This window comes from Wenzhouxiangella sp. XN24 (assembly GCF_011064545.1).
Lineage (GTDB): Bacteria > Pseudomonadota > Gammaproteobacteria > Steroidobacterales > XN24 > XN24.
In genome coordinates this window covers 198,283-211,158 of sequence record NZ_JAAMFG010000028.1, presented here as the reverse complement: position 1 = coordinate 211,158, position 12,876 = coordinate 198,283, and the positions used below count along the sequence as shown (strand labels likewise).

Annotated in this window: 9 protein-coding genes; 6 read left to right on the top strand and 3 right to left on the bottom strand. The window is 66.9% G+C overall.

The features are described 5' to 3' along the window. Nucleotides 1–6 precede the first annotated feature (6 nt). From metF to G6032_RS05285, 3 genes are read left to right on the top strand one after another with little or no spacing between them, the layout of a single operon-like run. Entirely contained in the window at nucleotides 7–879 is an 873-nt protein-coding gene (metF, locus tag G6032_RS05295) for a methylenetetrahydrofolate reductase (RefSeq protein WP_240901997.1), read from the top strand. After that, complete coding sequence (gene metH / locus G6032_RS05290) at nucleotides 872–4,585, top strand: methionine synthase (RefSeq protein WP_165281087.1); 3,714 nt, start codon at nucleotides 872–874, stop codon at nucleotides 4,583–4,585. Before metF ends, metH begins: the two co-directional genes overlap by 8 nt. Before the next feature lie 60 nt (nucleotides 4,586–4,645). Continuing rightward, nucleotides 4,646–5,896, top strand: coding sequence for an aminotransferase class I/II-fold pyridoxal phosphate-dependent enzyme (locus tag G6032_RS05285; RefSeq protein ID WP_165281086.1), 1,251 nt, complete (start codon nucleotides 4,646–4,648; stop codon nucleotides 5,894–5,896). 40 nt (nucleotides 5,897–5,936) lie between these two features. On the opposite strand, the gene G6032_RS05280 is transcribed toward G6032_RS05285, so the two are convergent. Genes G6032_RS05280 through prmC form a run of 3 tightly spaced genes read right to left on the bottom strand, consistent with a single transcriptional unit; the run spans nucleotide 5,937 to nucleotide 9,647 of the window. Then, nucleotides 5,937–7,973 (bottom strand): prolyl oligopeptidase family serine peptidase, encoded by a 2,037-nt coding sequence (locus G6032_RS05280; RefSeq protein ID WP_206211821.1) that lies wholly within the window; start codon nucleotides 7,971–7,973, stop codon nucleotides 5,937–5,939. A 53-nt stretch (nucleotides 7,974–8,026) separates the two neighbouring features. After that, nucleotides 8,027–8,776: a HesA/MoeB/ThiF family protein gene (locus G6032_RS05275; RefSeq protein WP_165281084.1), complete on the bottom strand. Its 750-nt coding sequence runs from the start codon at nucleotides 8,774–8,776 to the stop codon at nucleotides 8,027–8,029. Nucleotides 8,777–8,786: 10 nt separating this feature from the next. Beyond that, nucleotides 8,787–9,647 carry a peptide chain release factor N(5)-glutamine methyltransferase gene (gene prmC / locus G6032_RS05270; protein WP_165281083.1) on the bottom strand — a complete coding sequence of 287 codons (861 nt, stop codon included), beginning with the start codon at nucleotides 9,645–9,647 and terminating at the stop codon, nucleotides 8,787–8,789. Between the two features lie 92 nt (nucleotides 9,648–9,739). On the opposite strand from prmC, the gene G6032_RS05265 reads away from it, so the two are divergent. The 3 genes from G6032_RS05265 (at nucleotide 9,740) to G6032_RS05255 (ending at nucleotide 12,867) form a co-directional block, all read left to right on the top strand. Continuing rightward, on the top strand, nucleotides 9,740–11,128 hold the full coding sequence (locus G6032_RS05265; RefSeq protein WP_165281082.1) for a cystathionine beta-synthase: 1,389 nt from the start codon (nucleotides 9,740–9,742) through the stop codon (nucleotides 11,126–11,128). Continuing rightward, nucleotides 11,118–12,290 carry a PLP-dependent aspartate aminotransferase family protein gene (locus G6032_RS05260; RefSeq protein ID WP_165281081.1) on the top strand — a complete coding sequence of 391 codons (1,173 nt, stop codon included), beginning with the start codon at nucleotides 11,118–11,120 and terminating at the stop codon, nucleotides 12,288–12,290. Before G6032_RS05265 ends, G6032_RS05260 begins: the two co-directional genes overlap by 11 nt. 184 nt (nucleotides 12,291–12,474) lie before the next feature. Beyond that, complete coding sequence (locus tag G6032_RS05255; protein ID WP_165281080.1) at nucleotides 12,475–12,867, top strand: hypothetical protein; 393 nt, start codon at nucleotides 12,475–12,477, stop codon at nucleotides 12,865–12,867. Nucleotides 12,868–12,876 lie beyond the last annotated feature (9 nt).

Sequence of the window (12,876 nt, the reverse complement as noted above, 5' to 3'; positions counted from 1 at the left end):
TTCGCCTTGAATCGCCCGCCCATCAACCTCTCGTTCGAGTTCTTTCCTCCTCGTGACGCCAAGCTCGAGGCACGGCTCTGGCAGACGGTCGAGCGCCTCGCGCCGCTCGCACCGAAGTTCGTTTCGGTGACCTACGGGGCCGACGGTTCGACCCGGGAGCGAACCCATGACATCGTCACCCGCATTCACGCCGATACCGGGCTCGTCAGCGCACCCCACCTGACCTGTGTCGGGGCAAGCCGCGACGAGGTTCTCGAGGTCGCACGCCGGTACTGGGATGCGGGCATTCGCCACATCGTGGCCTTGCGCGGCGATCCGCCCAAGGGCAGCGAGACCTACGTGCCGCATCCGGAAGGTTTCGCCTACGCCGCGGACCTGGTGGCCGGCCTGCGCACGATCGGCGATTTCGAGATCTCCGTCGCGGCCTATCCGGAGACGCATCCGGAAGCTCCCAGCCCGGCGGCCGATCTCGACAACCTGAAGCGCAAGATCGATGCCGGCGCCACGCGCGCCATCACGCAGTTTTTCTTCGATCCGGCGGCCTTCCTGCGCTTCCGCGATGCCGCGGCGGCCACGGGAATCACGGTGCCGATCGTCCCGGGCATCCTGCCGATCACGCGTTTTCCGCAGATCACGAAGTTCGCGGCAGCCTGCGGCGCCAGCATCCCGCCGTGGTTGCAGGAGCGTTTCGCCGGCCTGGAGGAGGATCCCGACACGCGGGCGATGATCGCGGCGAGCGTGGCCATCGACATGGTCGAGACGCTGCGCCGGCACGGCGTCGTCGATTTCCATTTCTACACCCTGAATCGCGCCGAGCTGGTTTACGCGATCTGTCACTGCCTGCTGCACAGCCCGGCCCCGCAGGTGGCGTATGCCTGAGGCGAATCGACCGAACCGCCAGCCCGATCGCAGCGCCGAGCTCGCGGAGCTGCTGTCCCGCCGCATCCTGCTGCTCGACGGCGCCACCGGCACGATGATGCAGGAAAAGGGCCTCGTCGAGGCCGATTTCCGCGGCGACCGCTTCCCGGACCACGCGGACCTGAAGGGCAACTACGACGTGCTCAGCATCACGCGGCCGGACGTCGTCGCCAGCGTGCACCAGGCGTATCTCGAGGCCGGCGCGGATATTCTCGAGACCAACACCTTCAGCGCCACCTCGATCGCGCAATCCGACTATGGCTTGCAGGATTTCGTGGCGGAAATGAATTTCGCCGCGGCTGCGATCGCGCGGCGCTGCGCGGACGAGGCGGCGGCGGCCGACGGCCGGCCCCGCTTCGTCGCGGGCGTGCTCGGGCCGACCAATCGCACGGCCTCCATCTCCCCCGACGTCAGCGATCCGGGCAAGCGCAACGTGCGCTTCGACGAACTGGTGAGCAGTTACCGCGAGGCGGCGCTGGCCCTGGCCGATGGCGGCGCCGACCTGCTGATGGTGGAAACCGTCTTCGATACGCTCAACGCGCGCGCCGCCCTTTACGCGCTGGCCGTGTTGTTCGAGGAGGAGGGCTTCCGCCTGCCTGTCATGGTGTCGGGCACTATCACGGACGCCTCCGGACGCACCCTGTCCGGGCAGACGGTCGAGGCTTTCTGGAACTCGGTGCGCCACGCGCGGCCGCTGGTGGTGGGCTTCAACTGCGCGCTCGGTGCGGAGCAGCTCAGGCCGCACATCGAGGAACTGTCGCGCCTCGCCGACACCTTCGTCAGCGTGCATCCGAACGCCGGCCTGCCGAATGCTTTCGGCGGCTACGACCAGGATGCCGAGACGATGGCCGGGCTGGTCGGCGAGTTCGCCGAGAGCGGCTTCGTCAATGTCATCGGCGGCTGTTGCGGCACCCGGCCCGAGCACATCGCCGCGCTGGCCGGGGCGATTCGCGGCAAGCCTGCGCGGGTCGTGCCCGAACGCCCGCGGGCCTGCCGCCTCAGCGGGCTCGAGCCGCTCAACATCGATGCGGATTCCCTGTTCGTGAATGTCGGCGAGCGGACCAACGTCACGGGATCGGCGCGCTTTCGCAAGCTCATCGAGGCCGACGATTACGCCGGCGCACTGGACGTGGCGCGGCAACAGGTGGACAGCGGCGCGCAGATCGTCGACGTGAACATGGACGAGGGCATGCTCGATTCCGAGAAGGCGATGCAGACCTTCCTGGACCTCGTGGCGACCGAGCCGGACATCGCACGCGTGCCGATCATGATCGACTCGTCCAAGTGGTCGGTGATCGAGGCGGGGCTGAAGTGCCTGCAGGGCAAATCCGTCGTCAACTCGATCAGCCTGAAGGAGGGCGAGGACGAGTTCCTGCGCCAGGCGCGCGAGATACGACGGCACGGCGCGGCGGTGATCGTCATGGCCTTCGACGAGGACGGCCAGGCCGAGACCCTCGAGCGCCGTCTCGAGATCTGCCGGCGTTCCTGGCGGCTGCTCACCGAGGTGGCGGGGTTGCCGGCGGAAGACATCATTTTCGATCCCAACATCTTCGCGGTGGCCACCGGCATCGAGGCGCACGATCGCTACGCGGTGGATTTCATCGAGGCGACTCGCCTGATTCGCACGGAGCTCGGTGCGCTGGTGAGCGGCGGCGTGTCCAACGTGTCGTTCGCGTTTCGCGGCAACGACCGGGTGCGGGAAGCGATGCACTCGGTGTTCCTCTACCACGCGATTCGTGCCGGCATGAGCATGGGCATCGTCAATGCGGGCCAGCTTGCGATCTACGAGGACATTCCCGGCCCGCTGCGCGAGGCCGTCGAGGACGTGATCCTGGCGCGGCGCGACGACGCCACGGAACGCCTCCTCGTGCTCGCCGACGAGTTCCGCGGCGGGCCCGGCGCCAAGCGCGCTTCGGATGACCTCGCATGGCGCGACTGGCCCGTGCTCAAGCGGCTCGAGCATGCGCTGGTCAAGGGACTCGACGAGCACATCGTCGCCGACACCGAGGCGGCGCGCATCGAACTGGGTCGCCCGCTCGACGTCATCGAGGGGCCGTTGATGTCCGGCATGAACGTGGTCGGCGACCTGTTCGGCGAGGGCAAGATGTTCCTGCCCCAGGTGGTCAAGTCGGCGCGCGTGATGAAAAAGGCCGTCGCGCACCTCGTGCCCTACCTGGAAATGGAAAAGGAGGCGGATCGCCAGCCGCGGGCGCGGATCATCATGGCCACGGTGAAGGGCGACGTGCATGACATCGGCAAGAACATCGTCGGGGTCGTGCTCCAGTGCAACGGTTTCGAGGTCGTGGACCTCGGCGTCATGACGCCCTGCGACCGGATTCTCGAGGCGGCCCGGCGCGAAAACGCCGACATCATCGGGCTGTCCGGCCTGATCACGCCGTCGCTCGACGAAATGATCCACGTCGCCGCCGAGATGCAGCGCCTGGGCTTCAAGCAGCCGCTGCTCATCGGCGGCGCGACCACCTCGCCGGCGCACACCTCCGTGAAGATCGACCCTGCCTACGAAGGCGCCGTCATCTACGTCAAGGACGCTTCCCGGGCTGTAGGCGTCGTGCAGAAACTGATCAGCGCCGAGAACCGTCCCGCGTTCGTCGCCGACATCGAGAGCGAGCACGCCAAGCGCCGCGCGCAGCACAATCGGCCGCGGACCAGGGGGCCCCAGCTCAGCCTGGCGGACGCGCGGGAAAATCGTTTCGCGGGGGGCTGGGACCAGTACCAGCCGCCGGCCCCGGCGCAGTCCGGGATCCGGGTATTCGACGACTACCCGCTGGAGGCGCTGGTTCCCTATATCGACTGGATGCCGTTCTTCAACGCCTGGGAGTTCTCCGGGCGCTTCCCGGCGATTCTCGACGACCCGCAGCGCGGTGAGGTCGCCCGCTCGCTCTACGATGATGCGCGCCGCATGCTGGACGACATCGTTCGCGACCAGTGGCTGCAGGCGCGCGGCGTCGCCGGTATATTTCCCGCCGCGGCGGTGGGAGACGACGTCCGCATCTACACGGGAGAGGACCGTGCGACGACGCTGGCGACGGCCCACCAGTTGCGCGAGCAGAAGCGCAAGGCGGAGGGCCAGCCCAACCTGTGCCTCGCCGATTTCGTGGCGCCGGCGGAGCGGGGCGTGGCGGACTGGATCGGGGCCTTTGCCGTGACGACCGGGCATGGCATCGATTCCCGGGTCGCCGCCTTCGAGGCCGAGCACGACGATTACCGTTCGATCTTGCTGAAGGCCCTGGCCGACCGGCTGGCGGAGGCTTTCGCGGAACGGCTCCACGAGCATGTGCGGCGCGAAATCTGGGCTTACGCGCCGGACGAGCAGCTGGGCAACGACGCATTGATCGCCGAGGACTATCGCGGCATCAGGCCGGCGCCGGGCTACCCGGCCTGCCCGGATCACACGGAAAAAGACGTGCTCTGGCAGGTGCTGGACGCCGAGGCGCGCACCGGAATCCGTCTGACGGAGCATTACGCGATGATGCCGGCGGCCGCAGTGAGCGGCTGGTATTTCTCGCACCCGGGGGCACGCTATTTCCAGGTCGGGCGGATCGATCGCGACCAGGTGGAGGATTACGCAGCTCGCAAGGGCTGGTCCGTGGAGGAGGCCGAACGCTGGCTCGGGCCGAATCTCGGCTACACCCGTTCGGCGGCCTGATCCCGGGGAAGCGCCCCGGTCTGCCCATTTTTCGCGGCGCATGATTTAATGCTCCGCAACATGAACGCATCACCAGACTCCAGCCCCGAGATCGTCGCGCCGAGCCGCGCGCTGACCGGCGTCAAGTACGAGATCCGGGGCCGCCTCGCAAGGCGCGCGCTGGAACTCGAGCGCATGGGTTACGAAATCATTGCCCTGAACATAGGCAACCCGGGCCTCTACGGTTTCCGCACGCCGGAGACCATGCGCCTGGCGATGATCGAGAACCTGCAGGCCAGCGAGCCCTACTGCCACCAGAAGGGCATTTTCCCGGCGCGTGAAGCAGTCGTGATGCAGCAGCAGAGCCGGGGCGTGGCGGGCGTCACGGCCGAGGACGTGTTCATCGGCAACGGGGTCAGTGAGCTGATCGACCTGACTTTGCGGGCGCTCGTCAACGACGGCGACGAGGTGCTTATCCCGAGCCCGGACTACCCGCTCTGGACCGCGGCGACCGTGCTCAACGGCGCACGCGCGGTCCATTATCCCTGCCGCCCCGAGAACGGCTTCCTGCCGGACCCGGAAGAGATCGAACGCCTCATCACGCCCCGAACCCGGGCGCTCGTGGTGATCAATCCGAACAATCCGACGGGGCGCGTGTACCCGCGGGAACTGCTCGAGTCGCTGGCGCGCCTTGCCGAGCGCCACCGCCTGGTGGTGTTCAGCGACGAGATCTACGACTCCATGACTTATGACGACGCCGAGCACGTCCCGATGGCCACGCTCGTCCAGGACACGCTCTGCGGCACGTTTTCCGGCCTGTCGAAGGTCTATCGCGCCTGCGGCTACCGGGTCGGCTGGGTGGTGTTCTCGGGCAGCCGCGACACGGCGGACCGCTACCTCGAGTCGGTCGAGTTGCTCTCCGCGTTGCGACTGTGCGCCAACGTGCCGGGACAATGGGCGGTGCAGACCGCCATCGGCGGCTACCAGAGCATTCGCGACCTGGTCACGCCGGGCGGACGGCTCTACGAGTCACGCCAGGCGGTGATCGACGGTGCGGCGGGCAGCAGGTTCATCGACCTGGTGACGCCCGACGGCGCCATGTACGCTTTTCCGCGCGTGAGCACGGAAGCATTGCCGGATTTCGATGACGAGCGCTTCGCCTACGAACTGCTCGAGCACAAGCATGTGCTGGTCGCGCCCGGCGTGAGCTTCAACACCGCGTACAACAATCATTTCCGCATCACCACGCTGCCCGAGCCGGCCGTCATCGGCGAGGTCTTCAGCCGGATCGATGACCTGTTGCACGACTGGGCCGTGGCGGAGCGGGCCTAGACCCCCCACCCCGGACGCCCCGGGGGCGGGTTGTGGACGGCTAGTCAGCCGCCTCCGCCGGCGCCAGCCGTTCGAAGAGATACGCGAAGATCAGCGCGTTGAGATAGGCGCTCTGCTCCAGGTTGGCTGCGCCGCCATGGCCGCCTTCGATGTTCTCGTAGTAGAGCACCTCGTGTCCCTGGTCGAGCATCTTCGCGACCATCTTCCGGGCATGCGCCGGGTGCACCCGGTCGTCGCGCGTCGACGTGGCGAAGAAGGCCACCGGGTAGTCGGCGTCCGCTGAGACGTTCTGGTAGGGCGAATAGCGGCTGATGTAGGCCCACTGCTCCGGATCATCGGGATCCCCGTACTCGGCCATCCAGCTCGCGCCGGCCAGCAGCCGATGGTAGCGCCGCATGTCTAGCAGCGGCACCTGGGACACTACCGCGTTGAAGAGTTCCGGGCGCTGCACCATGACGGCGCCCACCAGCAGGCCGCCGTTGCTGCCGCCGCGGATGCCGAGATGCTCCGGCGAGGTGATCTTGCGCTCGATCAGGTCCTCGGCCACGGCGATCAGGTCGTCGAAGGCCCGCTGGCGGTTTTCTTTCAGCGCCGCCTGGTGCCAGCGTGGCCCGAACTCTCCGCCGCCGCGGATGTTCGCCAGCACGTACACGCCGCCGCGTTCCAGCCAGGCCGAGCCCGTGACAGGCGAGTAGCCGGGCAGGTACGGCACCTCGAATCCGCCGTAAGCGAAGATCATGGTCGGATTCTTGCCGTCGGCCTCGAAGCCGGGCGGCGTGACGACGAAATAGGGAATGCGCTCGCCGTCCGCGGAGATCGCTTCGTGCTGCCGGACACTCATGCCGGCCGGATCGAACCATGCCGGCTCGTTGCGGAGCGGCGCGCTCGCGCCCGTGGCGGCGTCGGCCTGGTAAAGCGAGGTCGGCGTGAGAAAGCCGGCATAGGTGTAGAAGAACACGTCCGAGCGGTCGTCGGTGGCGACCAGGCTGACCGTGCCGAGCGCTGGCACCTCGATCTCCTCGCGGTGCCAGCCCGCGTCGTCATGAACGAAGCGCAGCAGCTTGCCGACCACGTTCTCCAGCACCGACACCAGCACGACGTTTTCGGTCTTGCTCACCGCCGTGATGGACGAACGCGCGTCCGGCGCGAACATCAGGGACACCTCGGGGCGCTCCGCCAGGAAACCCTCCACCGGTCCCGCGACGAGCGCGCCCTGGGGGAAGGTCCGCTCACCCAGCTGCCAGTCGGATTTCAGCTCCAGCAACAACTGGCCGTCCTGAATCGCGGCGATGTTAGCATCGCGCGGGATATTCAGCTGCCGGGTTTCACCCTCGACCAGGAGATGGTAGATGCGCGAGAAGGTGTCGGGAACCCGGATGACGATGTCGTAGTGTCGGTCACCGTCCCAGTAACGTCCGCCGAAGCTGCCGACGTCGGCGCGCTCGCCGGTGAAAATGGTCCGCGCATCCTCTTTCGGCGTGCCGCGCTCCCAGATCTGCACGAGACGCGGATAACCGGAGTCCGTCACCTGCGTGTCGTCGAAGACCGGGCCGAGGAATACCGAATCCCGGTCGCGCCAGCCGATGCTGCTCTTCGACTCCGGCAGGTAGAAGCCGTCCGCCACGAACTCGCCCCTGTCCAGGTCGAACTCCCTGCGCACTGCCGCATCGGCGCCGCCGACCGAAAGGCCCACCAGGCAGCGATCGTAATCCGGATAACGGCAGCTCGATCCCGCCCAGACCCAGTTCCGGTCCTCGGCCTCTGCGAGCCGGTCCAGGTCGAGCAGCACCTGCCACTCCGGCGGGTCCGCGCGATAGTTTTCCAGCGAGGTGCGGCGCCACAGGCCGCGCACGTGCTCGGCATCGCGCCAGAAATTGTAGACCTGGCCGCCGCGCAGCGCGGGCATGGCGATGCGCTCGTCCGACGTCAGGATCTCCAGGTTGCGGGCGTGAATCGCCGCGAAATCCGGATGCGCCTCGAGGCGCGCCAGCGCGCGTTCGTTCTGCGCCCGGGCCCAGTCAAGCGCTTTTTCGCCCTCCACGTCCTCGAGCCACAGGAAGGGGTCGTCTGCAGCCATAACATTTCCCGAGATGATCAGTGCGCCCGCCAGCGCCAGGAGTATTGTTCTCGTCATTGTTCCGATGCGTCCGTTCCACAGGCCGCACACGCGGGATCGCGTTCCAGTTTCAACTGGCGCCAGTCGTTCCCGATGGCGTCGTACAAGACCAGCTTGCCGTCCGCGGACGGCGCGCAGCCGCTCGCGATTTTGAGCGCCTCGACGGCCATCAGGCTGCCGATCACGCCGGGGACAGGCCCGAGCACGCCGTTGCCGCGGCAGCTTTCGAGTTCCTCAGCTTCTTCCTGCCACAGGCAGCGGTAACAAGCCTCGCCGGGCCGGTCGAGACGGAACACCGCCAGCTGGCCCTCGAATCGAATCGCCGCGCCCGACACCAGCGGCTTGCGCGCCTGCACGCAGGCGAGATTCAAGGCGAAGCGCGTGCCGAAGTTGTCGCAACAGTCCAGCACCACGTCCGCCGCCGCCACCGCCGCCAGGAGTTCGTCGCCGAGCAGCCGGCGGTCCACCACAGAGACCGCCGTTTCCGGGTTGAGTTCCCGCAGGTGCGCTGCGGCGGCCTCGGCCTTGGGCCGCCCGACGTCCGCGGCGTTGAACAGCACCTGGCGCTGCAGGTTGGTCACGTCCACCGTGTCGAAGTCGCTCACCACGAGGCGGCCGATGCCGGCGGCGGCGAGGTAGAGCAACACCGGCGAACCGAGCCCGCCGGCGCCGATCACCAGCGCGGTCGCCGCCCTGAGGCGGGCCTGCTCGGCGGGGCCGAAACCGGCGAGCGCGAGGTGCCTTGCATAACGATCCGTGCTCAAGCCCTCACCCTCACTCGACGAAACGGCATTCGGTCACCCGGTCGTGTCCCGCGAGGTCCTTGTGGACGGTGATGTCATGGTAGTGCTGGGCCTCGAGGAGCCGGCGCAGGGGCAGGTGCTGGCTGCCGCCATGTTCCAGCAACAGCCAGCCCTGGCGGACGATGTAGTTGTGCGCGCGGTCCACGATGGCCCGCAGGCAGTCCATCCCTGCCGGCCCGGCGTCGAGCGCGAGGCGCGGCTCGAAGCGGGCGTCGCCCCGCGCAAGGTGCGGGTCGTCCTCGGCCACGTAGGGCGGGTTGCCGATGACGACATGGAATTTCTCGCCGCGCACCGCATCGAACCAGTCGCTCTCGCGGAACTCGACATTGTCCAGCTTCTGCAGTTTTGCATTCAGGCGCGCCACGTTGAGCGCGGCCTCGGAAATATCGATTCCGACGACCGTGGCGCGCGGGCGCTCGCGGGCGATGGCCAGTGAGGCCGCCCCCGAGCCGGCGCCGAGATCGAGCACGCGGACTTCCTCGTCGCTTGGCAGGCGCAACAGGGCTTTCTCGACGAGGAGCTCGGTTTCGGGACGCGGGATCAGGACTTCCGGCGTCACCTTCAGCGGCATCGACCAGAATTCCCTGAGCCCCGTCATGTAGGCGATCGGTTCCCCGGAAAAGCGTCGCCGCAGCAAAGTCTCGTAGTGCTGCGCCTCGGCTTCGCTCAGCAGGCGCTCCGGCCAGGTCAGCAGAAAACTGCGCGGCTTGCGGAATACCAGGCCCATGAGCAATTCGGCTTCGAGCCGCGGGCTCTCGCTGACGCCACGCAGGATGGCGGTGCCGTCGTCGAGGTATTGCTTGATGGAGTGGTTGAAATCTTCGTCGGCCATGCCCGGTCTGGTCCTGGAGTCTGGGGTGTAGAATACGCGCAGCCTGCCGGGCGCGCGATACCGCGCCCCCCAAAGACGGGCGTGGAGGAACGATGAGGATCTACCAGAACGTGCTCGAGATGGTCGGCGCGACGCCGATGCTCGAGGTCACCCGGATCGATACGGGCCCCTGCCGTCTGTTCCTCAAGCTCGAGCTCATGAATCCCGGCGGCTCCATCAAGGACCGCATCGGGATCTCGATGATTGCCGAAGCCGAGAGGCGCGGCGACATCCGCCCGGGCGACCTCCTGGTGGAAGCGACGGCCGGCAACACGGGCATCGGCCTGGCGCTGGCGGCATCGCAGAAGGGCTACCGGCTGGTGCTCGTGCTGCCCGACAAGATGAGCCAGGAAAAGATCTTCAACCTGCGGGCGATGGGCGCCGAGATCGTCCTGACGCGTTCCGATGTCGGCAAGGGCCACCCCGAGTATTACCAGGATCTCGCGCAGCGCATCGCGGAGGAACGCGGCGGCTACTACGTCAACCAGTTCGGCAATCCCGACAACCCGGCCGCCCACGAACAGACGACCGGACCGGAAATATGGGAGCAGATGGAGCAGGACGTCGATGCCATCGTCGTCGGTGTCGGTTCCAGCGGGACGATTTCCGGCATGACCCGGTTTTTCCGCGACGTGGCGCCGGAGCTGGAATTCGTGCTGGCCGACCCGGAGGGTTCGATTCTCGCGGAGTACATCCGCAGCGGGACCATGGGGAAGGGCGGCAGCTGGCTGGTGGAAGGAATCGGCGAAGACTTCATTCCGGACATCGCCGACCTTTCGATGGTGCGGGCCGCCTATACGATCGGCGACGCCGAATCGTTTTCCATGGCGCGGGAATTGCTGCGCAGCGAGGGCATTCTCGCCGGCTCGTCGTCCGGCACGCTGCTGGCGGCCGCGCTGCGCTATTGTCGCGAGCAGACCACGCCCAAGCGGGTCGTCGCGTTCGCCTGCGATACCGGCAACAAGTACCTGTCGAAGCTGTACAACGATTTCTGGATGGAAGACCAGGGCTTCATCCAGCGCGAGGAATTCGGCGATCTGCGCGATCTCATCGGCCGGCCGCATGAGCATCGCGCCACCATCACGGTGAGCGCCGACGACGTGATCACCACTGCGCACAATCGTCTGCGGAACGCCGGTTTCTCTCAGTTGCCGGTCATGGACGCAGACCAGCTGGTCGGCGTGATCACCGAGGACGACATCATTCGCGTCGCTTTCGGCCATCCCGCGCTGATGTCGAAGCCGGTCAGTTTCGCCATGCGGACACGTTTTCTGAAAGTGGACAAGTCGACGTCGCTCGACAATCTCGTGGCCTTGCTGCACGGCGACTCCTACGCCGCGGTCACCGAGGAGGATGGCACGCGCTTTCTCGGCCTTATCACCCGCTCGGACGTATTGAATTACCTGCGCCGGCTGCACCAGAGGGAACCCAATGACCAGTAAGACAGGCCGGGACGCCTTCGGCACACGCGCGATCCACGCCGGCCAGTCGGTGGACCCCTCGACGGGCGCCGTCATGCAGCCCATCTACGCCACCTCGACATATGCGCAGTCGAGTCCCGGTGTGCACCAGGGCTACGAGTACTCCCGCACGCAGAATCCGACCCGGATGGCGTGGGAGCGGTGCATCGCCGATCTCGAGGACGGCACTCACGGTTTCGCTTTCGCCTCGGGCATGGCGGCGATCGCCACGCTGCTCGAGTTGCTGGACGCGGGCAGTCACGTGGTGGCCATGGACGATCTCTACGGCGGCACGGGTCGCCTGTTCAACCGCGTCAGGGCGCGCAGCGCCGGCCTGCGGGTGAGCTATGCGGATCTCTCCGCGCCGGACGCTCTCGAAGAGGCGTTGCGCGAGGACACGCGCATGGTGTGGATCGAGACACCCACCAACCCGATGCTCAAGCTGGTCGATATCGAGGCTGTCGCCGCACGCGCCCGTGCGCATGGCGCCATCGTGGTGGTGGACAACACCTTTGCCAGCCCCTGGGGCCAGCGGCCGTTGACGCTCGGCGCCGACATCGTCATGCATTCCGCGACCAAGTACCTCAACGGCCATTCAGACGTCGTCGGTGGTGTCGTGGTGGTGCGCGATGAGGCGCTCGCTGAACAGCTCGGCTTCCTGCAGAACTCGATCGGCGCGGTGGCCGGGCCGTTCGACAGCTTCCTGGCATTGCGCGGCGTAAAGACGCTCGAGTTGCGCATGGCGCGGCACAACGAGAACGGCCTGGCCGTGGCCCGCTGGCTCGAGGGTCGTCGTGGCGTGACGCGGGTCCTCTACCCATGGCTGGAATCCCATCCGCAACAGGCGCTCGCGCGGCGACAGATGGCCGGGGGCGGGGGGATCGTCAGTTTCGATATCTCGGGGGGGCTGCCGGCCGCTCGGACATTCCTCGAGAACTGCCGGCTGTTCACGCTCGCCGAGAGCCTCGGTGGCGTGGAGAGCCTGGTCAACCACCCGGCGATCATGACGCACGCCTCCGTGCCGGCGGAGACGCGCGGGCGGCTCGGCATCAGCGACACCCTGATCCGCTTGTCTGTCGGCATCGAGGAGTCCGACGACCTGCTGGCGGATCTCGAGCAGGCGCTCGCCGCCGCCGGCGCCTGACCCCCGCCGACCACCGGTTCTCACAGCAGAAACTTCCTCTGCAAAGGAAGTTTTTTCCTCGGCAGGTCGCATTGGGGGGCGCCGGCGCCAGCATCGACGGTCTGCGGCGCATGGCACGCGGATTGCACCTCTCCTGGTGAGACTTAACGATCCACACGCCGCATCGCCGGCAAGGAGGCAAGCAATGGCCGACAAGAACATCTACGACCTCTTCAAGGGCACCCTGGACGTCACGAACGAGGCGCTGGAGAAGAACCGCGACAGCAAGGTGATCGGCACGCTGATCTCGGCGGCGGACAAGACGCTCAACGGCCACAAGGCGGGTGTCGAGATCTACGCCGAGGACCCGGACAAGCCTTTCGACTACTTCACGGTGCGTTACCTCGACGGCAAGATCGAGCTGTACGCGCGAGGCAAGTCCGAGCACGACACCGAGTGGAAGGTCTCGAAAGACTACCTGCAGTCGGTTGTGGACGAGCCGCAGAAGTACATCGACAACCCGACGAAGCTGAATTTCGACTGGTTGAAGGTGCGTCTCCCCGACAGCGCCCGGAGCCTGCTCGACAAGGCGAGCTGAGCCATGACC